Origin of the sequence: Pseudomonas sp. BF-R-24 (assembly GCF_019947335.1) — a bacterium.
GTDB lineage: Bacteria > Pseudomonadota > Gammaproteobacteria > Pseudomonadales > Pseudomonadaceae > Aquipseudomonas > Aquipseudomonas jessenii.
The window spans coordinates 54,203-76,730 of the sequence record NZ_JAGYGG010000013.1 but is presented as its reverse complement, the minus strand read 5'-3'; the positions used below and the strand labels follow the sequence as shown (position 1 = coordinate 76,730).

The window sequence follows — 22,528 nt, the reverse complement described above, 5'->3', positions numbered from 1 at the left end:
CCGCAGGACCTTCAGTTGCTGATCGCCAGAATGCTCGCCTGGTATGCCCCGACGAACACATCGAAATCACCGACTTCGTTCTGCTCCAGCTCAGCCTGCTGAGCCAGCGACGAACGCGCCCGCTCTTCAAACTGCGCCTGTTCCTCAGCCGGCAACGGTTCGCTACGGAAGAACTCGGCATGGGCCTGGCTCTGGCGCAGGGAGAACTGGGCAAAGCTTTCCTTGTGTTCGGCCATCGCCGCCAATACCTGGGCCGACGGCGTCAGGGAAGAGTCCTGGACCTTGGCCATCTGGGCGTCCAGCGACTTGCTGTGGGCATCGCCGCCATGGCTCTGGTCGAGCATCGCCGCCAGAGGGGCGATTTTTTCCAGCAGCTCGCCGGCCCATTCCTTCAGGTCGACCGGCTGGCCATCCCGTTGCAGTTGCAGGCCCGGACGACGACCTTCCTTGACCACGCTGAGGAAGTTCGAAGTCGCGTTGCCGCAACTGGTGCTGGTGAGCAGCGGGCTGTCGTTGAGCGCGCAGTACAGCAGGAACGCATCGAGGAAGCGTGACTCGGTAAGGTCGATGCCCATCGGCAGGAACGGGTTGATGTCCAGGCAGCGTACTTCGACGTACTGGATGCCACGGGCCATCAGTGCCTGGATAGGGCGCTCGCCGGTGTAGGTCACGCGTTTGGGGCGGATGTTGGAGTAGTACTCGTTTTCGATCTGCAGGATGTTGGTGTTGAGCTGTACCCACTCGCCATCCTGGTGGGTGCCGACTTCGACGTACGGCGCATACGGCGTAGCCACCGCTTTGCGCAGGCTGTCGGTGTAGCTGTTCAGATCGTTGTAGCACGGCGTCAGGCCGGCCTGGGCGTTGCTCTGGTAACCCAGGTCGCTCATGCGCAGGCTGGTGGCGTACGGCAGGTACAAGGTCTGCGGGTCCAGTTGTTCCAACTGGTGCGAACGACCGCGCAAGAAGCCGGCGTCCAGTGCCGGCGAGGCACCGAACAGGTACATCAGCAGCCAGCTGTAGCGGCGGAAGTTGCGGATCAGCGCGATATAGGACGACGACTGGAAGTCGCGGTCGGTGCCGACAAAGCCTTCGGCCTGCTTGAGCAACGGCCAGAGTTTTTCCGGCAGGGAAAAGTTGTAGTGGATGCCGGCAATGCATTGCATGGTCTTGCCGTAACGCAGGGCCAGACCCTTGCGGTAGACGTACTTGAGCTGCCCGATATTGGACGTGCCGTAATAGGCGATCGGGATATCTTCCTCGGCCGGCAACGGGCACGGCATCGATGGGCTCCACAGATACTCGTTGCCGAGCTTGCTGTAGGCAAAGCGGTGAATGCTGTCCAGGCTCGCCAGCGTATCGGCAGGATCTGGCAGGGCCGGGGTGATGAACTCCAGCAGCGACTCGGAATAGTCGGTGGTGATCTGTTCATTGGTCAGCGCGGAACCCAATTCTTCCGGGTGCGGCGTTTGCGCCAGGCGACCTTCATCGGTCACGCGCAGGCATTCGCGTTCGATGCCGTGAAGGCACTGTTCGAGCAGAGAGAGGTTAGCGCGCTCGCCGAGCAGGGCCAGGCGGCGGTTGAGAAGTTCGCTCAAGTTGGATTCCTTCACGCGTCAGTCGCCCCAATATGGGGGTGGGCAAGACGGTCTACAAGGGTGAAGTTAAAACTGGCGTTTTCGCCTGGTTTTGGATCTCGCCGCAATCGATGTGGGAGCGGGCTTGCTCGCGAAGAGGGCGTGTCAGTCAACAGATAATTGCCTGACACATCGCCTTCGCGAGCAAGCCCGCTCCCACAGGAAATTCCGACACTGTGGTCACAGCGCCGAAATTAACTCAATTTGATGACGACTAGCTACAGGACAGCGAACGTGCCTTGTGCTTTTGCGACCAGTTTGTCGCCCTGCATCACATCAGCCTCAACCACCAACGTGCGGCGGCCCGGATGAATCACCCGTGCCGTGCACATCACCTCGCCGTCAGAGACGGCGCGAATGTAGTTGATCTTGCACTCGATGGTCGCGCTCTGCTGGTCAAAGCCGTGGGTGCTGGAACAGGCCAGCCCCATGGCAATGTCCACCAGGCTGAACAAGGCCCCGCCGTGCAGCTTGCCGCCGCGATTGCGCAGCTCCGGTTCCAGCCCCAGGGCGACTTGCGCCACCCCGGTTTCCAGGCTGTGCAAGCGGCAGCCCAGCAGCTTGAAAAACGCGCTTTCGGTCAGCCCGGCGGGAATGTCCATCAACGTTTCTTCAGCTGCTTGGCATTGGCGAACAGCGAAGCCATGGCGTTGTTGCTCGGGGCCGCTGCCGTGGTTTCCTTGCGCGGTGCGGTGTTCTGGGATTGGCGTGGCGCCGAACCCGGACGTGCGCCGCGGGCACCGTCGATTTTCTCGCCCGGGGTGTCGCTCATGCGCATCGACAGGCCTACGCGTTTACGCGGGATGTCGACTTCCATGACCTTCACTTTCACCACGTCACCGGCCTTCACCGCTTCGCGAGGATCCTTGATGAACTTCTCCGAAAGCGCAGAGATGTGCACCAAACCGTCCTGATGCACGCCGATATCGACGAAGGCGCCGAAGTTGGTCACGTTGGTCACCACGCCTTCGAGGATCATGCCCAGTTGCAGGTCCTTGAGGTCTTCGACGCCTTCCTGGAACTCGGCGGTCTTGAACTCTGGACGCGGGTCGCGACCGGGCTTTTCCAGCTCTTGCAGAATGTCGGTGACTGTCGGCAAACCGAAGGTTTCATCGGTGTACTTCTTCGGATCGAGACGCTTGAGGAACGCGGCATCGCCAATCAGCGAGCGAATGTCACGGTCGGTTTCGGCGGCGATGCGCTGAACCAGCGGATAGGCTTCCGGGTGAACCGCCGACGAGTCCAACGGGTTTTCGCCGTTCATGACGCGCAGGAATCCTGCGGCCTGTTCGAAGGTTTTTTCACCCAGGCGCGCGACTTTCTTCAAGGCTGCGCGAGTCTTGAATGCGCCGTGCTCATCGCGGTGGCTGACGATGTTCTGCGCCAGGGTCGCGTTGAGGCCGGAGATCCGCGCCAGCAGTGCCACGGAAGCCGTGTTCACGTCGACGCCGACGGCGTTCACGCAGTCCTCGACCACCGCATCCAGGCCACGGGCCAGTTTCAGCTGCGACACGTCGTGCTGGTACTGGCCGACACCGATGGATTTCGGATCGATCTTCACCAGCTCGGCCAACGGGTCTTGCAGGCGACGGGCAATCGACACGGCGCCACGGATCGACACGTCCAGGTCCGGGAATTCCTTGGAAGCCAGTTCCGAGGCGGAGTAAACCGATGCGCCGGCCTCGGAAACCATGACCTTGGTCATTTTCATGGCCGGGTATTTTTTGATCAATTCAGCGGCCAGCTTGTCGGTTTCGCGGCTGGCGGTACCGTTGCCGATGGCGATCAGGTCCACCGAGTGCTTGGCGCACAGGGCGGCGAGCACGGCGAGGGTCTGATCCCACTTGTTGTGCGGCACGTGCGGGTAAACCGTGGCGTGATCCAGCAGCTTGCCGGTCGAGTCGACCACGGCCACCTTGCAACCGGTGCGCAGGCCCGGGTCGAGGCCCAGGGTGGCGCGCGGGCCGGCCGGGGCCGACAGCAGCAAGTCGTGCAGGTTGTGGGCGAACACGTTGATCGCTTCGGTTTCCGCGCCATCGCGCAGCTCGCCCAGCAGATCGGTCTCCAGGTGGGTGTAGAGCTTGACCTTCCAGGTCCAGCGCACTACTTCGCCCAGCCATTTGTCGGCAGCGCGGTTCTGGTTCTGGATGCCGAATTGCTGGCCGATCATGCCTTCGCACGGGTGCATGGTGCCCGGCAGTTCGTCGCCGACTTTCAGCGCGGAGCTGAGGATGCCTTCGTTACGGCCACGGAAAATCGCCAGCGCGCGGTGCGACGGCATGCTTTTGAGCGGTTCGTCGTGTTCGAAGTAATCGCGGAACTTGGCGCCTTCCTCTTCCTTGCCGGCAATCACGCGGGCACTGAGAGTGGCTTCCTGCTTGAGGTAGCTGCGCAGCTTGTCCAGCAGGCCGGCGTCTTCGGCGAAGCGTTCCATCAGGATGTACTTGGCGCCTTCGAGGGCAGCCTTCACATCGGCCACGCCTTTTTCCGCGTCGATGAAGCGTGCGGCTTCGGTTTCCGGGCTCAGGGACGGGTCGTTGAACAGGCCGTCGGCCAGCTCGCCCAAGCCTGCTTCCAGGGCGATCTGGCCCTTGGTGCGGCGCTTCTGCTTGTACGGCAGGTACAAGTCTTCGAGACGGGTCTTGGTGTCGGCGAGCTTGATGTCGCGTTCAAGTTGCGGGGTCAGCTTGCCCTGCTCCTGGATGCTGGCGAGGATGCTGATACGCCGTTCGTCGAGTTCTCGCAGGTAGCGCAGGCGCTCTTCCAGATGACGCAATTGCGTATCGTCGAGGCTGCCGGTCACTTCTTTCCGGTAACGGGCGATGAAGGGAACGGTAGAGCCTTCATCGAGTAGCGCGACGGCCGCTTCGACCTGTTGTGGGCGTACACCGAGTTCCTCGGCGATGCGGCTGTTGATGCTGTCCATAAAACCACCTGACAAATTGTGAAAGCAGGCTCGCAGGCGCAGAGATAGGGCCTGGGCGAGTCTGGTTGAGCGGCCTGGCCTGCGCCGCTACCTGGATCAAAAGGTATCCCGTTGACCCGTGAAATCGAACAATTACTGCCGGCGCCATGAAAAAAAATGGTGTCCGTCTGTAGTACCTGTCTGATGTTGCCTGACACAAAAGGCCGCGCATTATAACCAGCGTTCCGGCATTCGGGGACATCGCGGGTTGCAGGTGAAATGGCCGGTTTTCTGGCACTAAAGGAAAAATCTGCTAACAATGCACACGGTGCGTATAACGGCAGCTACGCCATAATGCGCGCCGAGATCAAAGGAGCATCCAATGAGCAGCACTGCACAAACTGCTGAAGGCGAAAAAATTCTTATTGTTGACGACGATCCTGGGCTCAGCAGCCTGCTGGAGCGTTTTTTCGTCAGCAAGGGCTACCGCGCCCGCGCCGTACCGAACACTGAGCAAATGGATCGCCTGCTGGCGCGCGAAGTGTTCAACCTGGTCGTACTCGACCTGATGCTGCCCGGTGAAGACGGCTTGACCGCCTGCCGCCGTCTGCGCGGCGCGAACAACCAGATTCCGATTATCATGCTGACCGCCAAGGGCGACGAGCTGAGCCGCATCAAGGGCCTGGAGCTGGGTGCCGACGATTACCTGGCCAAGCCGTTCAACCCCGATGAGCTGATGGCTCGCGTCAAAGCGGTCCTGCGTCGCCAGTCGGCTCCGGTGCCGGGCGCGCCAGGCAGCGAAGACGAAAGCGTGACCTTCGGTGACTATGAATTGTCCCTGGCTACCCGCGAGCTCAAGCGCGGCGAAGAAGTGCACATGCTCACAACCGGTGAGTTCGCTGTACTCAAGGCCCTGGTGATGAACGCGCGTCAACCGCTGACCCGCGACAAATTGATGAACCTGGCCCGTGGCCGCGAGTGGGATGCCCTGGAGCGTTCCATCGATGTGCAGATTTCCCGTCTGCGCCGGATGATCGAGCCCGATCCGTCCAAACCGCGTTACATCCAGACTGTCTGGGGCGTGGGTTACGTGTTTGTACCGGATGGTACCGCCACCAAGTGATTGGCGATTTGTAGGAGCGGGTCACGCGGACAACGGATCAATCGATCCTGTCCGCAGACTCGCGATCCGCAATATGCGAGCATCGCTCGCTCCTGCAAGTGTTTAACGGTTATCCATGAAAACCCCCGTTTGGTTTCCCCAGAGCTTCTTCTCCCGCACCCTTTGGCTGGTGCTCATCGTCGTACTCTTCTCCAAGGCGCTGACCCTGGTTTATCTGCTGATGAACGAAGACGTGCTGGTGGACCGCCAGTACAGCCACGGTGTCGCCCTGACGCTGCGCGCCTATTGGGCTGCCGATGAAGAAAACCGCGGCAAGATCGCCGAGGCCGCGACCTTGATCCGGGTGGTGGGTGCCGGCGTGCCGGAAGGCGAACAGCACTGGCCTTACAGCGAGATCTACCAGCGGCAGATGCAGGCGGAGCTGGGGGCCGACACTGAGGTCCGGCTGCGCATGCATTCGCCACCGGCGCTGTGGGTCCGGGCGCCAAGCCTGGGTGATGGCTGGCTGAAAGTACCGCTTTATCCCCATCCGTTGCGCGGCCAGAAAATCTGGAACGTGCTGGGCTGGTTCCTCGCTATTGGCCTGCTGTCCACCGCTTCGGCCTGGATCTTCGTCAGCCAGCTCAACCAACCTTTGAAGCGTCTGGTGTATGCCGCGCGGCAACTCGGCCAGGGCCGCAGTGTGCGCCTGCCAATCAGCGATACGCCGAGCGAGATGACCGAGGTTTACCGCGCCTTCAACCAGATGGCTGAAGACGTCGAACAGGCCGGTCGCGAGCGTGAACTGATGCTGGCCGGGGTTTCCCATGATTTGCGCACGCCGTTGACGCGATTGCGTCTGTCCCTGGAGCTGATGGGCGATCACACGGACCTGACCGACGACATGGTGCGTGACATCGAAGACATGGATGCGATTCTCGATCAGTTCCTGGCGTTCATTCGTGACGGGCGCGACGAGTCGGTGGAAGAGGTTGACCTGAGCGACCTGGTCCGTGAAGTTGCCGCGCCGTATAACCAGAGCGAAGAAAAAGTGCGGCTGCGCCTGGAGCCTATCCAGCCGTTTCCGCTGCGTCGGGTATCGATGAAGCGACTGCTGAACAACCTGATCGGCAACGCGCTGCATCATGCCGGCAGCGGTGTGGAGGTGGCGGCGTATGTGTCCGGGGACACCAGCGCACCGTATGTAGTGCTGAGTGTCATGGACCGTGGTGCCGGGATCGATCCTTCGGAGCTGGAGGCGATTTTCAACCCGTTCACCCGCGGTGACCGTGCCCGGGGTGGCAAGGGCACCGGGTTGGGATTGGCGATCGTGAAGCGGATTGCTTCGATGCATGGCGGCAACGTTGAGCTGCGTAACCGCTCGGGCGGTGGGCTGGAAGCTCGGGTGCGGTTGCCGTTGGGGTTGCTGCTGCCGCGGGATGCCGTTTAAGGCCTGATTTTTCAGTGGGGCTGACGGCCCCTTCGCGGGCAAGCCCGCTCCCACAGTGATTTTGGCTAAAACCCTGTGGGAGCGAGCTTGCTCGCGATGGCGGCATCCCTGCCGCCACAAGGCTTGAGGTTTAACCCTTCCCTTTGGTCCGAGTCATATTCGGCCCGCCATTCTTCTCCAGATGCTCAATGATGATCCCCGCCACATTCTTCCCGGTGGTGGTCTCAATTCCCTCCAGACCCGGCGACGAGTTAACTTCCATCACCAACGGACCATGATTTGAGCGCAGGATGTCGACGCCTGCCACCGCCAGCCCCATGACCTTCGCCGCACGCAACGCCGTCATGCGCTCTTCCGGGGTGATCTTGATCAGGCTCGCGCTGCCACCGCGATGCAGGTTGGAGCGAAATTCGCCGGGTTTGGCCTGGCGCTTCATCGCTGCAATCACCTTGTCGCCGACGACGAAGCAGCGAATGTCCGCACCACCGGCTTCCTTGATGTACTCCTGAACCATGATGTTCTGCTTGAGGCCCATGAACGCCTCGATCACCGATTCCGCGGCCGTGGCGGTTTCGCACAGCACCACGCCGATGCCTTGGGTGCCTTCCAGCACCTTGATCACCAACGGCGCGCCGTTGACCATTTCGATCAGGTCGGGAATGTCATCGGGGGAGTGGGCAAACCCGGTCACCGGCAAGCCGATTCCGCGACGGGACAACAATTGCAGCGAACGCAGCTTGTCCCGGGAACGGGCAATGGCCACCGATTCGTTGAGCGGAAATACCCCCATCATTTCGAACTGGCGCAGCACTGCACAGCCATAAAAGGTCACGGATGCACCGATCCGTGGAATCACCGCATCGAAACCCTCCAGCGGTTTGCCGCGGTAGTGGATCTGTGGCTTGTGGCTGGCGATGTTCATGTAGGCGCGCAAAGTGTCGACCACCACCATTTCATGGCCACGCTCGGTACCGGCTTCGACCAGACGACGGGTGGAATACAGACGCGGATTCCGCGACAGCACAGCGATCTTCATGCAACACCTGTGGAGGAGGTAGATACCGGGAACACCGGCTTGTCTTGTACGTACTTGATGCCCGGATTGACCACCAACTGGCCGTGAATCAGGGCTTTGGAGCCGAGCAGCAGGCGATAACGCATGGACTTGCGGCAGGCGAGCGTGAACTCGACCCGCCAGACCCGATCACCAAGGGCCAGGGTAGTGCTGATCACGTATCGCACCTGCGCGTGACCGTTTGAGCTTTTAATGGTTTTCATCGTCACCAGCGGTGCTTCGCAGCGTCGGTGGCGCAGTTGTACGACGGAACCCAGGTGGGCGGTAAAACGCACCCACTGCTCACCATCGCGCTCGAACAGCTCGATTTCGGTGGCGTGGAGGCTTGAGGTGCTGGCACCGGTGTCGATTTTTGCCCGAAGGCCGGCGACTCCCAAATCCGGGAGCGCCACCCACTCGCGCAGACCGACAACGGTCAAATGGTCAAATGTCTTCAATAGTGCTCAACCGGTAGAAACCGCTCGGGCCGCACGCGGCCGGATTCGCGGTATTCACGCAGAATAATGATTAAAAGGCGACAGATATCTACGGCCCGGATTTCCAGCCTCGCAAGGAGGTTATGGAATGTCAGCATTGTAATCCGAGACGGTGAAATTCTTGGTACGTCAGAAACGGTAGTACAGTTCACCAATATTTCAGAATGAGGAAATTCCATGGCACAAAAAAACGAAGAGGACGACAAAGTCCGCCTCGATAAATGGTTGTGGGCTGCACGATTCTACAAAACCCGCGCCCTGGCCAAGGCGGCGATTGAAAGCGGCAAGGTGCATTGCCGGGGTGAACGCTGCAAGCCGGGTAAAGAGCCACGAATCGGCGATGAGTTCGTGATTCGCACCGGTTTCGAGGAGCGCACGGTGGTAGTCCTGGCACTGTCGATCGTTCGTCGCGGCGCACCGGAGGCGCAAACCTTGTATGCCGAAACCCTGGCCAGCATCGCCAAGCGCGAAGAGGCCGCAGCGCAAAGAAAGGCCGGAGCCCTGGGCGTGAGCACCGACGGTAAGCCAAGCAAGAAACAGCGGCGGGATTTGTTCAAGTTTCGTGGCAGCAGTAACGACGACTAATACAGATATTGCTCGGGCGAGTGCCGCGCACTCGCCAGGTCTCACCGCGCCTTCAGGCTCAGACTTGCAATTGACCCGGTGCGCATCCATATCTGTGCCTGGCCAGCAGTGCATCGCATGGACGATATCGCCGCTCGTCGAAAATCACACACAGTCTCTGATCTGTAGGCCATAACCACATTGCCAGCAGTGCAGGGCGGGAAACGACCCGGAACCCATCAGCGCTTGTTCCACCTGCTTGGATCAGGCCCGGATTGTTCATAAAATGCCTTTCATGGCTGAACGTTGCGCACCCGAGTGGTCGCGCAAGGTAAATTTCTTGTTTCCTGTAACCATTTTCACTACTTCAGATACCCAGACCTATGACCGATCACGCGGATAACGACTTCACACAACGCTTCATCTTCGATGACAGCGACACCCGTGGCGAGCTGGTCTCGTTGGAGCTCAGCTACGCCGAAGTCCTGGCCAAACACGCCTACCCGCAGCCGGTCGCGCAACTGCTCGGCGAGCTGATGGCGGCCGCATCGTTGCTGGTCGGCACGATGAAGTTCGATGGCTTGCTGATTCTGCAAGCCCGCTCCGAAGGCCCGATCCCGCTGCTGATGATCGAGTGCTCCAGCGAGCGCGACATCCGTGGCCTGGCCCGTTACGACGCGGATCGTATCGCTCCCGATGCCACCCTGGCCGACCTGATGCCTGAAGGCGTCCTGGCATTGACCATCGACCCGAAACAGGGCCAGCGCTACCAGGGCATCGTCGACCTCGACGGCGCCACCCTGTCCGAATGCTTCACCAATTATTTCGTCATGTCCCAGCAAGTCGGCACGCGTTTCTGGCTGTACGCCGATGGTCGTCGTGCCCGTGGCCTGTTGCTGCAACAACTGCCGGCCGATCGTTTGAAAGACGAAGACGAACGCGCCGCCAGCTGGCAGCACATCACCACCCTGGGCGGTACGCTGACCGCCGATGAGCTGTTGAGCCTGGACAACGAAACCGTGCTGCATCGCCTGTACCACGACGAGCAGGTGCGTCTGTTCGATGTGCAGAAGCTGCGCTTCCGTTGCAGTTGCTCGCGCGAACGTTCGGCCAATGCGCTGGTCAGTCTGGGTATGGAGGACGCGCAGCAATTGGTGGACGAACACGGTGGCAACATCGAAATCGATTGCCAGTTCTGCAACCAGCGCTACCTGTTTGACGCGGCCGATGTCACTCAATTGTTCGCAGGCGCGGGTATCGAGACGCCGTCAGATACCCGTCACTAAAACGGTTCAGCGCAGGTAAATTCACTGCCTTGCGCCGGATTAACGCCGTTACGACAGGAGGGGCCTACTCTTTTTGGGCTTTTCTGGCATAATCCGGCCCACTTTTTTCGCGGTAGTAGTGCACGACTTTCTACTACAAAAACGTTTGGAGCACTCGGCCACTGGCCGACGGGGAACCTCATGACGCAAGCCAACAATGCCGTGTACACCGATCTGAGTGTTGATGATCTGGTTAAAGAAGCCCTCAATCGCGGTGAAGGCGAGCTTGCCGATACCGGCGCACTGGTTGTTCGTACCGGTCACCGTACCGGCCGTTCGCCAGTCGACCGTTTCATCGTTGAAGAGCCAAGCACCCAGGCTGCCATCGCCTGGGGCCCGATCAACCGCAAGTTCCCGGCCGACAAGTTCGACGCCCTGTGGGCTCGCGTTGAGGCATTCAACAACGCGCAAGAGCATTTCGTTTCCCACGTGCATGTAGGTGCGGCTTCCGAGCACTACCTGGCCGTGAAGATGACCACCCAGACTGCCTGGCAGAACCTGTTCGGCCGTTGCCTGTTCATCAACCCGGCTCAGTACAACCCGGCGGGTCGTGACGAGTGGCAGGTCCTCAACGTTGCCAACTTCGAGTGCGTGCCAGAGCGTGACGGCACCAACTCCGACGGCTGCGTGATCATCAACTTCGCACAGAAGAAAGTGCTGATCGCCGGCATGCGTTACGCCGGTGAAATGAAGAAAGCCATGTTCTCGGTGCAGAACTTCCTGCTGCCGGCTGCCGACGTACTGCCAATGCACTGCGCCGCCAACATCGGCGAAGAAGGCGACGTGACCCTGTTCTTCGGTCTGTCCGGCACTGGTAAAACCACCCTGTCGGCCGACGAAAGCCGTTACCTGATCGGTGACGACGAGCACGGCTGGGGCGAAGGCGTTGTGTTCAACATCGAAGGCGGTTGCTATGCCAAGTGCATCGACCTGTCCGAGAAGAACGAGCCGGTTATCTGGAAAGCCATCAAGCACGGCGCGGTATTGGAAAACGTCGTTATCGACGACGCCAAGCACGCCGACTACGCCGATGTCAGCCTGACCCAGAACAGCCGCGCCGCCTACCCGCTGGAGCACGTTGCCAAGCGCTCCGAGAAGAACCTCGGTGGCGAGCCGAACGCTGTGATCTTCCTGACCTGCGACCTGACCGGCGTACTGCCGCCAGTGTCGATCCTCAACGAAGAGCAAGCGGCTTACCACTTCCTGTCCGGTTACACCGCCCTGGTCGGTTCGACCGAAATGGGTTCGGGCAGCGGCATCAAGTCGACCTTCTCCACCTGCTTCGGCGCGCCGTTCTTCCCGCGTCCAGCCGGCGAATACGCTGAGTTGCTGATCAAGCGCATCCGCGGCTTCGGCTCCAAAGTCTACCTGGTCAACACCGGCTGGACCGGCGGTGGCTACGGCGTCGGCAAACGCTTCAACATCCCGACCACTCGTGCCGTGATCGCAGCGATCCAGAGCGGCGCGCTGATCGGTACCGAGACCGAGCACCTGGACACCATCAACCTCGACGTGCCAGTGGCCGTACCGGGCGTTGAGACTGGCCTGCTGAACCCACGCAACACCTGGGCCGACGTAGCCGCCTACGACGAAGCCGCCAAAGCATTGGCCGGCCTGTTCATCGAGAACTTCAAGAAGTTCGAAGTGAGCGACGCGATCAAGGCTGCTGGTCCAAAGCTGTAAGTGTTGGATTGAGCTAATGAAAAAGCCGCCCCTCGGGGCGGCTTTTTTGTGCGCAAAATTCAGTTTTTCGCGGGCAAGTCAGAATGCGTCGGGCCGTTACAGGCCTTCGAGCTCATCCGTGTCCCAGCGTTGGGCCTTGATGGCCCGGTAGAGCATGCCGATGGTCAATGGCACCTTCTCGCCGCGACCCTTGGCTTTTCGCTTTAGATTCACGTCAAAGCCGTCGGGCTGGAAATAGCGATAACTGTCGAAATCCACGAAGTCGATGACGAAGTAGTCTTCCAGGGTTTCGATCAAATGCTGGGCGTCTGCACCGTTGCAGCCCAGTTCGAAATTGATCGAAGTGCCAAGGCTGATGGTTTTGCGCTCGGGGAAGCCAAGCTCCTCATGCAGCAGTTGCATGAGTTGCTGCATCAAGTGGTCGTCGGGGAGGTTGGGGGCGAGGTTCATTGGGGGAGATCCGTTTGGGCCTTAACGGATCTTATTGGTCGTCGGACTTGAGAGGAAGGGCCGGCTGAGTTGATTGCTCCCGGCTCAGCATTTTCAGTTTGCAAGGAGGACCGACGTTCATCCCGTAGGACCTCGTTCATTTGTTGCACGCTTTCCATTAGCTCATCAAAAAAACTGCTCATGTTTACCTACTGCATCTGATGAGGACATTGAGTGGTTTGTTTCCATCGGAGCAATTCTTGTTTCTAGATCGCTCCTGCGCAGTGCGTGGGAGCGATCTCCATTAAAGATCAGACCGGGGCTTTCCAGTTGAGCATGCGTTGTTGGGCGACTTTGAGCAGGTCGCAGCCGTCCTGGGTCAGCAGGTAGAGGGCGTGGGTGATGTGCGGGATGTCTTTGAGGTCGCCGTGTTTGAAGCATTGGCAGTGCAGGGTTTGCAGCAATTCGCTGGAGGCCCGGATGCGCTGGAGGGCGGCGTCGAGGATGTCTTGGGGGTTGGCTTCTGTATCGATGATCAGGGGCTGGGAATCGGTGAGATTGGTGTGGAGTGGTAGATAGCGTTCGTTGGTGAACGGGTTCCATTTGTTCATTTTATGTATTCTCAAATGTTTTAGATGAAACCACCGCCATCGTGACCAAGCGATGGGAGGCGGACTGTGTTCGGGTTGGTCAACCGGGAGAACACACAAAACCGGCACGCTCGAAGGCGTCCCAAACACAGCCACCATAAAACGTGCAGACACTTGAGTGCCGGCAGCATACAACGGACGCGTTTATGTGTTCCATCGGGTGACCAAGCCCGAGTCGCTGATTTGGCAGCGACACTCCGGACTATAGGAGTGAGTCACTGGGTATCGATAGCCGACAAGTTGTCTTGTTTTGTAGGACCTTGCCGAAGCTTTCATAGGTCGTTGCTGACGGAGTTATCCACAGCGAGATTTCCAGAATTTGCTTGTCCTCAGAAGGACCGCGTTATCGTTCATCGCGAGCAAGCTCGCTCCCACAGGAGATTGTGGTGGGGCTTCAGTCGGTGAATTTCGGCAGGCGCTGCCGGGCGATGTCGAGCAGGTCGTTGCCGTCCTGGGTCAGCAGGTACAGGGCGCCGACGATCTTGGGGATGTCGCTCGCTTCGGCCTGTTTGAAACACGTGCAATAAAGGGTTTCGAGCAGGTCGCTGGCGGCGCGTATGCGTTGTCGGGCGGCGTCGAGGATCTCGTAGGGGTCGGCCTCGGTATCGATGACCAGCACTGGGGTTTCGCTGTAGCGGCTCTTGAGCGGGTGATAGCGGGCTGTCGGCGTGTCGGCTTTCTTCATCGAGTGGGTCCTGTGCGAAATCGGCAAGTGTTCCCGGCAGGCCGAGACACTGTTTTCAGCCGCGCCGGAAACTATAGGAGGACCTGGCGTTGCAGGACAAGATGGCTGAAATGGACAGGCGTTGTAGGGTATTTGTCGTGTTCCGAGGAAAAGGCTTACACATTTTCGGAGGTTTGTGCGCCGTAGCCGCTGCCGGTAAAAATGCCTACGGGGTTATTAGTCGCTGTTTAGCAAGTATCGGCAGAGAGGGCTTTGGAAGCTGTCGGGTATTTCGAGTTTTGCGGTGGGTGTGCTGGCCTCTTCGCGAGCCTGCTCGCGAAAGCGAGCTCAAGCCCTTCCAGCCATCCGCTGTATCATCCGGTATCGTTTTTGCCCCTGACCTTTTCTCGACTCGCTGCGATCGCCGGCTAGGCTTTTGACTCCGCAGCAGTCAACGGAGTGACAGCTTATGCACAACACCCTGGAACAGGTTTTCGGTTATCCACAATTTCGACCCGGTCAGGAGGCGGCCGTCAGTGCTGTGCTGGCCGGGCGCTCGGCGGCAGCGATTTTCCCCACCGGTTCCGGAAAATCCCTTTGCTACCAATTACCGGCGTTGTTGCTGCCGCACCTGACGCTGGTGGTCTCACCCTTGCTGGCGTTGATGCAGGATCAACTGGCGTTCCTGCAACGCCACGGCATCTCGGCGGGCAGTATCGATTCGGCCCAGAGCCGCGATGACGCCAGCGACGTCATGGCCCGGGCAAAATCCGGCGAACTGAAGATTTTGATGATCTCCGTGGAGCGCCTGAAGAACGAGCGCTTCCGGCATTTTTTACAGCAAGTACCGATCTCGCTGCTGGTGGTGGACGAGGCGCACTGCATTTCCGAATGGGGGCATAACTTTCGCCCGGACTACCTCAAGCTTCCCGACTATCAACGCCAGTTCAACATCCCGCAGGTGTTGCTGTTGACCGCAACGGCGACGCCCAAGGTCATCGCCGACATGCAGGCGAAATTCGCCATCGCCGCCGACGATGTGGTGACCACCGGTTTCTATCGCCCGAACCTCAATTTGCTGGTGGAGCCGGTTCGCGGAGCGGACAAGCGCCGACGCCTGGTCGAATGGATGAGCCAGCGTCCGGACCAGCCGAGCATCGTCTATGTCACTTTGCAGAAAACCGCCGAGCACATCGCCGAACACCTGAACCGCAACGGCATTCAGGCCGAGGCTTATCACGCCGGGTTGCCCCATGAGCAACGGGAAGCGATCCAGCGTCGCTTCATGGGCGGGCAGTCCAATTGCATCGTCGCCACCATCGCTTTCGGCATGGGCATCGACAAAAGCGACATCCGCAACGTGGTGCATTTCGACCTGCCCAAATCCATCGAAAACTACAGCCAGGAAATCGGCCGCGCCGGGCGTGACGGGCAGCCGTCGGACTGCCTGGTATTGGCCAACCGCGACAGCCTCAACGTGCTGGAGAACTTCGTCTACGGCGACACACCCGAGCTGGATGGCATCCGTTGCGTGCTTGACGAGATGCATGCCGCCGCCACCGAAGGGCAGTGGGAGTTTCTGCTGGGTCCGTTGGCAGACCAGAGCAATATTCGCCAGTTGCCGCTCAAGACCTTGCTGGTGCAACTCGAATTGCGCGGGTTGATCGCCCCGCGCTACGCGTACTACGCCGAGTACCGTTTCAAGTATGTGCAGGAGCCCGAAGTGCTATTGGCGCGTTTCGAAGGCGAGCGCAGGGATTTTGTCGCTGCGATCATCCAGACCTCCAGCCGCGCCCGGACCTGGGCCACGGTGAATTTCGAGGCGCTGTACGAGCAGCATCAGGCCGAGCGCAGTCGGGTAGTCAAGGCGCTGGATTACTTCCAGGAGAAAGGTTGGGTGGAGCTCGAAAGCAAGCAGATGACCGAGGTCTACAGCGTACTGCAAAGCGGGTTCGACAACGTCGCGTTGAGCGAGGAACTGCACGGCTATTTCACTCGGCATGAGCGCACCGAGGTCGCGCGGATTCACGCGATGCTGGATCTGTTCGCCACCGACCGTTGCCTGGGTTATCGCCTGGCCGAGTATTTCGGTGACCACAATGCCCCGCAGCAATGCGGACATTGTTCGGTGTGTCATGGGCTAGTGGCGCGGCTACCGGCACCACCAGAGTTGCCGGCGCTTGTGGATAAGAATTTCGAGGCGCTGTGTGGCGGTTTTATCCACAGGCACGAGCAGCACACGGGCAACGTGCCCTCGGCTGAACGCATAACACGGTTTCTGTGCGGGATCAGCGTGCCGTTGTTCACCAAGCTCAAGGCGCGGTCGATTCCCGGGTTTGCGGCGCTGGAAGATTATCCGTATGCCGGGGTGCGCAGTTGGGCAGAGCAACATCTTGCCGGCTGAACCAAAAACCTGTGGGAGCGAGCTTGCTCGCGATGAGGCTGGCACATTCAACATTGATGGCGACTGACACACCGCCATCGCGAGCAAGCTCGCTCCCACAGGGAACTCAGTACCTGGCAGGGCTACATCCATCCGCTGAATGTTGCTCATCACAAGAATAAATTTCAAAAAAAGCCGGTGGCTGACTATGGTGGTGGCTGTCTTCGGATCGCCAACAAGAGAACAAAACATGAGCCAGACACCGTCGAATATTCAGCGCGCCGCCGTCATCGGCGCGGGCACCATGGGCCGTGGCATTGTCATGTGCCTGGCCAACGCCGGGGTGGCCGTACAGTGGGTCGACAACAATCCGCAAATGCTGGAGCAAGCGCTGGCCACCGTGGCGGACACCTATGCCCACAGCGTGCGTCAGGGCCGCATTGATCAGGGCGAAGCCGATGCCCGTGTCGCGCGCGTTACGGCGGCGGATGGTTATGTGGCCATCCGCGATGTCGACCTGGTCATCGAAGCGGTGTACGAAAACCTTGAGCTCAAGCAGAAAATTTTCCGCGAGCTCGATGGCCTGCTCAAACCTGAGGCGATTCTGGCCAGCAATACTTCGGCGCTGGACATCGATGCCATCGCCGCGGTCACACGCCGGCCGCAGCAAGTGCTGGGCCTGCACTTCTTCAGCCCGGCGCATATCATGAAACTGCTGGAAATCGTCCGTGGCGCGCAGACTGCACCGACGGTGCTCGACGCGGCACTGGCGCTCGGCCAACGCATGGGCAAGGTCAGTGTGGTGTCGGGCAATTGCGACGGTTTCATCGGCAACCGCATGCTCAATACCTATGTGCTCGAAGCGCGAAAAATGCTGCTCGAAGGCGCTTATCCCTACCAGGTGGACGCAGCGCTGCAAGCCTTCGGTTTTGCCATGGGGCCGTTCCGCATGTTCGACGTGGTGGGCGTCGACCTGCAATGGCGCGCCCGGCAACTGTCCGGTGTCGGGCAGGACGCGCCAGAGGTTCAGGTGGATAACCGACTGTGCGAGATGGGGCGCTTTGGTCAGAAGAGTGGTAATGGCTATTACCACTATGAGCCGGGCAGTCGCCAGGCCGAACATGATCCGCAGGTGGATGCGCTGGTGCTGGAAGTCAGCGAAAGGTTGGGGTTCCACCGTCGCGAGATTGGCCCGGAGGAGATTCTCGAGCGCTGCTTGCTGGCACTGGTCAACGAAGGCGCGAAGATCCTTCAGGAAGGCATCGCCGGGTCGGCTCACGATATCGATCTGGTCTACCTCAACGGATACGGTTTCCCGGCGGACAAGGGCGGGCCGATGGCCTGGGCGGATCAGCAAGGGTTGGCGGACATTCACCGGCGCTTGATCGACCTTGAGACGCGTCAGGGTGATCACTGGAGTCCGGCGCGGGTGATTGGGGAGCTGGCGGCGGCAGGCAAGGGCTTCGCTGACAAGTGATTGATGCGGCGCCTGCAAGGGCGCCTTCGCGAGCAAGCCCGCTCCCACATTGGATATCGGTCGTACGCAAAATCTGTGTTCACCGAAGATCAAATGTGGGAGCGGGCTTGCTCGCGAAGAACGATAACGCGGTTTTCGCCTTAGACTGGCGAACCCACTCCAGGAATCAACACTGATGCCCCAACGCACCGACTATCCGCACTTCCAGCCCATCACCACCCGCTGGCACGACAACGACGCTTACGGTCACGTCAACAACGTTACCTACTACAGCTTCTTCGATACGGCGGTGAACACTTACCTGATCGAAGTCGGCGGCCTGGATATCCATGACGGTGAGGTGGTGGGGTTCGTGGTGAGCTCCTCCTGTGATTACTTTGCTTCCATTGCTTTCCCGGACCGCATCGAGATCGGTCTGCGGGTGGGCAAGTTGGGCAACAGCTCGGTGCAATACGAACTGGCCGTGTTCAAGCAAGGGGAAGACGAGGCCTGTGCGGCGGGGCGCTTCGTGCATGTGTTTGTCGATCGTGCGTCGAATCAACCTGTGGCGATTCCTGCAGGGTTGCGCGGGGCGCTGGAGCGTCTGGTGGTTCAGTAAGGCAAAAAAAATCGCAGCCCTTGGGCTGCGATTTTTGTTGTACTTACCAGCGAGGCGCTCGAGGCCTTAGTCGCGGTAGTACTTGTGGTGCTTCTTGCGATGGCCATAGGCATGACCACGGCCCGGATGGCCGTCACGGTAGTAACGACGATCACCATGACCGCGATACGAACGACGATCGTCGTCGTCATCATGATCGTACTCTTTGCCCATGTAGTTACCCAGCGCGCCACCGGCGCCGCCGCCTGCTGCAGCGCCGATCAGGCTACCGGTGGTGCCGCCCATGCTGCGGCCGACCACGTTACCGCCTGCTGCGCCCAACGCACCGCCAAGGGCGGCTTCGCCACGGCTGTGTTTGTTTGCGCCGACGGCGCTACCACCCGCGCCACCCAGGGCCGCGCCGATGGTGGAACCTGTGCTGCCGCCTAACGACTGACCGACGACCGAGCCTAGAACCCCGCCCAATGCGCCGCCTACACCGGCTTCGGTGGTGCCGCCAGCAGATGCGATACCGCTGACCAGGCCAAGGGACAACAAGAGAATCGAGGAGAACTTCATGGAGGAACCTCAAGGGGATGACGGCGCGATCCTGAGGCTCTGGAATGGGCGTGACAATCGAAATCCGACGAATAACACGACTTGTATACAATATTGCAAGTTACTGTTTTTTGGACGGAACTTAACGTTTTTTTGCCGGTCTTTTACTACTTCGCAAAGGCCGTTTTCATCAGAGAACGGCCTTTTTTGTGGGCGAAAGGAAAGTACTGAATCTGGAATGTTTGTTGTTTCATCTACCGTATTCGCGAGCAAGCCCGCTCCCACATGGGAACGCATTCCAATGTGGGAGCGGGCTTGCTCGCGAAGAGGCCAGATCAAACGACGTGTTACGCCGACCTGGCCATGATCAACCCGGTCTCACTCGCCGCTTCCAACCGGATCGCCACAAATTTGGATGTCGGCGTATGGCTGTCATCGCCGGTGCTTTCCAGCGGCACCAACGGGTTCACTTCCGGATAGTAGGCCGCCGCTTGCCCGGCCGGGATATCAAACGCCAGCAGCGTGAAACCTTTTACCCGACGTTCAACGCCATCGTCCCAGAGCGAAACGATGTCCGCCTTTTGCCCCGGCTTGAAGCCCAGGCGAATGAGGTCGGCTTCGTTGACGAACAACACATCCCGCTGACCCTTCACACCGCGATAACGGTCGTTGAGGCCATAGATAGTGGTGTTGTACTGATCGTGGGAACGCATCGACTGCATGATCAGGTCCGGCAGTACCCCGGTGGCGCGGGTGCGTTCGTGCACCAGGTCTTTGGGCAGCGCGTTCGGGCGGAAATTGGCCCGGCCCGAGGCGGTGTTCCACTTGCGCGCGCCGGCGCTGTTGCCCAGGTAGAAACCGCCAGGGTTCTTGATCTTCTCGTTGAAGTCCTTGAAGCCGGGAATGGTCTCGGCGATCAGGTCGCGGATGCGGCTGTAGTCGGCCACCAGCCAGTTCCAGTCCACCGGGTGGCTGCCCAGGGTTGCGGCGGCGATGCCGGCCAGGATCGCCGGTTCCGAGCGCATCTGGTTCGACAGCGCCTGCAGCTGGCCATTGGAGGCGTGGACCATGCTGAACGAGTCTTCGACGGTTATCGCTTGCGGACCTTGGGTCTGGATATCGATGTCGGTGCGGCCCAGGCACGGCAGGATCAGCGCGTCCTTGCCGTGGGTCAAATGGCTGCGGTTGAGCTTGGTGCTGATCTGCACGGTCAGGTCGCAGTTTTGCAGGGCCTGGAACGTGCGCGCGCTGTCCGGCGTGGCCTGAGCGAAGTTGCCGCCCAGGCCGATGAAGACTTTAGCCCGGCCTTCAGCCATCGCATGAATCGCTTCGACCACGTTGTGGCCGTTGTCGCGTGGCACCTTGAACTGGAAGCGACGCTCCAGGGCATCGAGGAACGCGACAGGAGGGCGTTCGTTGATGCCCATGGTCCGGTCACCCTGCACGTTGCTGTGGCCACGCACCGGGCACAGGCCTGCACCCGGCCGGCCGATGTTGCCGCGCAGCAGCATCAGGTTGGCGATTTCCTGGATGGTCGCCACCGAATGACGATGCTGGGTGATGCCCATGGCCCAGCACATGATGACGTTCTTGCCCTTGACGTACATGCGCGCCGCTTGCTCGATTTCTACCAGGCTCAGGCCGGACTGCTCGACGATCTGCTCCCACGGGGTGTCGTCGATGACGGCCAGGTAATCCAGCACGTTGACGCTGTGCTCGTTGAGGAAGTCGTGGTCGAACACCGCCGGGTCGCCGGTTTTCTGCGCGTCGCGCTCCCACAGCAGGAGGAATTTCGCCATGCCGCGCATGATCGCCATGTCGCCGCCCAGGGCCGGGCGAAAGAACGCGGTGTTGGTCGGCTCGGAGCCGTTTATCAGCATTTCGATCGGGTGCTGTGGATGCTGGAAGCGCTCCAGGCCCCGCTCCTTGAGCGGGTTGATGCACACCACTTGAGCGCCGCGTTTCACCGCTTCGCGCAGTGGTTCGAGCATCCGTGGGTGGTTGGTGCCGGGGTTCTGACCCCAGACGAAAATTGCATCGGCGTGTTCGAAGTCGTCGAAGGTCACGGTGCCTTTGCCGACCCCGACGCTTTGCGACAACGCGACACCGCTGGCCTCGTGGCACATGTTCGAGCAGTCGGGGAAGTTGTTGGTGCCGTAGGCGCGCACGAACAGCTGATAGAGGTACGCCGCTTCGTTACTCGCCCGGCCCGAGGTGTAGAACTCGGCCTGATCGGGGCTCGACAGGCCGTTCAGATGCCTGGCGATCAGGGCGAATGCGTCGTCCCAACTGATCGGCTTGTAGCGATCAGTCTCGGCGTCGTAGCTCATCGGCTCGGTCAGGCGGCCCTGGTATTCGAGCCAATAGTCACTTTGTTCCAGCAGAGAAGTGACGCTGTGTTTGGCGAAGAATTTGGCATCGACACGGCGTTTGGTCGCTTCCCAGTTCACCGCCTTGGCGCCGTTCTCGCAGAACATCACCATGCCCTTTTCCGGAGAATCGCCCCAGGCGCAACCCGGGCAGTCGAAGCCACCGTTCTGGTTGGTCTTGAGCATGATGCGCAGGTTTTTCAGCGCGTTGTCGCTGGTCAACCAGGCCTGGGCCACGCTGATCAGTGCCCCCCAGCCGCCGGCCGGGCCTTTGTAGGGCTTGAAGCGAGGGACGGGTTTCTGGTCGGCTTGACGGTGTTGACTCACGCTTGATTCTCCAACGTTGGGCTGTAGACCCGCGGCGCATTCTTCTGTGGCAGATGGATGAGATTGAGGTTGTGGCGACGGGCCCATTGCACGGCAAGGCCCGTGGGCGACGACAGGCTGACCAGGGTCTGGATGCCGGCGCGCAATACTTTCTGGATCAATTCGAGGCTGCAGCGGCTGGTGACAATCGCCAGCCCGCCAGCGGTGGGGATTTTCTGGCGGATCAATCCGCCGATCAGTTTGTCGAGGGCGTTGTGCCGGCCGATGTCTTCGCGGCCCAGCAACAACTCACCTTTGTCGTTCATGAACACTGCCGCATGCACCGCGCCGCAATGCTGGCCCAAGGGCTGGAAGGCGCCGATGCGCTCGCGCAGGCCATCAAGCCATTCGATCGGCGGCAACGGGGCGCCAGGCAATACCTGAAGGTCCGGCAACGCCTGCTCGACCGCTTCCACGCCGCACAACCCGCAACCGCTGGTGCCTGCCAGTTGTCGGCGCTGCTGCTTGAGGTTCCAGAACGCGCGGTTGGCGATGGTCACTTGCGCGTATTGCGCCGACCCCGAGCCGCTGAGTTGCAGGTCGTAGATGTCCGTGGCGTCCTGGATGATGCCGCTGCCCAGGCTGAAGCCGACGATGAAATCTTCCAGGTCCGTGGGCGTGACCAGCATGACCGCCTGGCTGATGCCGTTGAAGGCAATCGCCAGCGCGACTTCCTCTGCCAGCGCGGTGCTGGCCGATTCGGAGTATTCGAGATTGCTATAGCTGTACGTCTGGCTTGCGGCGGGCGCGGGCGTTTCGAGGGCAGGCGCCGCGCATGCAGGGCGCTTGGTGTTCATGGCATCACCGACGGTTTGATCAGCTTTAAGACTAGGCGCGGCAA

Annotated in this window: 19 protein-coding genes; 8 read left to right on the top strand and 11 right to left on the bottom strand. The window is 60.2% G+C overall.

Going from position 1 to position 22,528, the window contains the following annotated elements; genetic code table 11:
• Positions 1-11 precede the first annotated feature (11 nt).
• The 3 genes from gshA to KGA98_RS13045 form a co-directional block, all read right to left on the bottom strand.
• On the bottom strand, positions 12-1,595 hold the full coding sequence (gshA, locus tag KGA98_RS13055) for a glutamate--cysteine ligase (protein WP_223502484.1): 1,584 nt from the start codon (positions 1,593-1,595) through the stop codon (positions 12-14).
• 257 nt (positions 1,596-1,852) lie between these two features.
• Positions 1,853-2,236 carry a PaaI family thioesterase gene (locus KGA98_RS13050; protein ID WP_218495341.1) on the bottom strand — a complete coding sequence of 128 codons (384 nt, stop codon included), beginning with the start codon at positions 2,234-2,236 and terminating at the stop codon, positions 1,853-1,855.
• A complete protein-coding gene (locus tag KGA98_RS13045) occupies positions 2,236-4,560 on the bottom strand; it encodes a Tex family protein (RefSeq protein WP_102670685.1) in 2,325 nt (774 codons plus the stop codon). Before KGA98_RS13045 ends, KGA98_RS13050 begins: the two co-directional genes overlap by 1 nt.
• 361 nt (positions 4,561-4,921) lie before the next feature.
• Here KGA98_RS13045 and ompR point away from each other — a divergent pair, with 361 nt between their 5' ends.
• Together ompR and KGA98_RS13035 are read left to right on the top strand one after the other, a co-directional pair.
• A complete protein-coding gene (ompR, locus tag KGA98_RS13040) occupies positions 4,922-5,662 on the top strand; it encodes a two-component system response regulator OmpR (RefSeq protein WP_007983158.1) in 741 nt (246 codons plus the stop codon).
• A 115-nt stretch (positions 5,663-5,777) separates the two neighbouring features.
• Entirely contained in the window at positions 5,778-7,091 is a 1,314-nt protein-coding gene (locus tag KGA98_RS13035) for an ATP-binding protein (protein WP_057712466.1), read from the top strand.
• A gap of 130 nt (positions 7,092-7,221) precedes the next feature.
• On the opposite strand, the gene rimK is transcribed toward KGA98_RS13035, so the two are convergent.
• Both rimK and KGA98_RS13025 read right to left on the bottom strand, forming a co-directional pair.
• Complete coding sequence (rimK, locus tag KGA98_RS13030) at positions 7,222-8,127, bottom strand: 30S ribosomal protein S6--L-glutamate ligase (protein WP_007972871.1); 906 nt, start codon at positions 8,125-8,127, stop codon at positions 7,222-7,224.
• On the bottom strand, positions 8,124-8,585 hold the full coding sequence (locus tag KGA98_RS13025; protein ID WP_174245532.1) for an ATP-dependent zinc protease: 462 nt from the start codon (positions 8,583-8,585) through the stop codon (positions 8,124-8,126). The genes rimK and KGA98_RS13025 overlap by 4 nt, the downstream gene beginning before the upstream one ends.
• Positions 8,586-8,819: 234 nt before the next feature.
• On the opposite strand from KGA98_RS13025, the gene KGA98_RS13020 reads away from it, so the two are divergent.
• From KGA98_RS13020 to KGA98_RS13010, 3 genes are all read left to right on the top strand, one after another.
• Complete coding sequence (locus KGA98_RS13020; protein ID WP_090452521.1) at positions 8,820-9,227, top strand: RNA-binding S4 domain-containing protein; 408 nt, start codon at positions 8,820-8,822, stop codon at positions 9,225-9,227.
• A gap of 362 nt (positions 9,228-9,589) precedes the next feature.
• A complete protein-coding gene (gene hslO, locus KGA98_RS13015; protein WP_154861250.1) occupies positions 9,590-10,492 on the top strand; it encodes an Hsp33 family molecular chaperone HslO in 903 nt (300 codons plus the stop codon).
• Between the two features lie 180 nt (positions 10,493-10,672).
• Positions 10,673-12,214, top strand: coding sequence for a phosphoenolpyruvate carboxykinase (locus KGA98_RS13010; protein ID WP_057712463.1), 1,542 nt, complete (start codon positions 10,673-10,675; stop codon positions 12,212-12,214).
• Positions 12,215-12,310: 96 nt separating this feature from the next.
• Here KGA98_RS13010 and KGA98_RS13005 read toward each other — a convergent pair whose 3' ends face one another.
• From KGA98_RS13005 to KGA98_RS12995, 3 genes are all read right to left on the bottom strand, one after another.
• On the bottom strand, positions 12,311-12,664 hold the full coding sequence (locus tag KGA98_RS13005; protein ID WP_223502483.1) for a DUF1493 family protein: 354 nt from the start codon (positions 12,662-12,664) through the stop codon (positions 12,311-12,313).
• A gap of 290 nt (positions 12,665-12,954) precedes the next feature.
• On the bottom strand, positions 12,955-13,254 hold the full coding sequence (locus tag KGA98_RS13000) for a hypothetical protein (RefSeq protein WP_057712458.1): 300 nt from the start codon (positions 13,252-13,254) through the stop codon (positions 12,955-12,957).
• A 433-nt stretch (positions 13,255-13,687) separates the two neighbouring features.
• Entirely contained in the window at positions 13,688-13,978 is a 291-nt protein-coding gene (locus tag KGA98_RS12995; protein WP_057712457.1) for a hypothetical protein, read from the bottom strand.
• Positions 13,979-14,426: 448 nt separating this feature from the next.
• Here KGA98_RS12995 and KGA98_RS12990 point away from each other — a divergent pair, with 448 nt between their 5' ends.
• From KGA98_RS12990 to KGA98_RS12980, 3 genes are all read left to right on the top strand, one after another.
• The gene (locus tag KGA98_RS12990; RefSeq protein WP_223502482.1) at positions 14,427-16,361 is read left to right on the top strand and encodes an ATP-dependent DNA helicase RecQ; all 1,935 of its coding nucleotides are present in this window, start codon (positions 14,427-14,429) and stop codon (positions 16,359-16,361) included.
• Positions 16,362-16,590: 229 nt separating this feature from the next.
• Positions 16,591-17,817 (top strand): 3-hydroxyacyl-CoA dehydrogenase, encoded by a 1,227-nt coding sequence (locus tag KGA98_RS12985; RefSeq protein WP_223502481.1) that lies wholly within the window; start codon positions 16,591-16,593, stop codon positions 17,815-17,817.
• Positions 17,818-17,992: 175 nt separating this feature from the next.
• A complete protein-coding gene (locus KGA98_RS12980; protein WP_007972849.1) occupies positions 17,993-18,415 on the top strand; it encodes an acyl-CoA thioesterase in 423 nt (140 codons plus the stop codon).
• A gap of 66 nt (positions 18,416-18,481) precedes the next feature.
• On the opposite strand, the gene KGA98_RS12975 is transcribed toward KGA98_RS12980, so the two are convergent.
• From KGA98_RS12975 to fdhD, 3 genes are all read right to left on the bottom strand, one after another.
• Entirely contained in the window at positions 18,482-18,973 is a 492-nt protein-coding gene (locus KGA98_RS12975) for a glycine zipper domain-containing protein (protein WP_057712453.1), read from the bottom strand.
• Positions 18,974-19,299: 326 nt separating this feature from the next.
• Positions 19,300-21,648, bottom strand: a complete 2,349-nt coding sequence (locus KGA98_RS12970; protein ID WP_223502480.1) for an FdhF/YdeP family oxidoreductase — start codon at positions 21,646-21,648, stop codon at positions 19,300-19,302.
• A complete protein-coding gene (gene fdhD / locus KGA98_RS12965) occupies positions 21,645-22,484 on the bottom strand; it encodes a formate dehydrogenase accessory sulfurtransferase FdhD (protein WP_057712451.1) in 840 nt (279 codons plus the stop codon). The genes KGA98_RS12970 and fdhD overlap by 4 nt, the downstream gene beginning before the upstream one ends.
• Positions 22,485-22,528 lie beyond the last annotated feature (44 nt).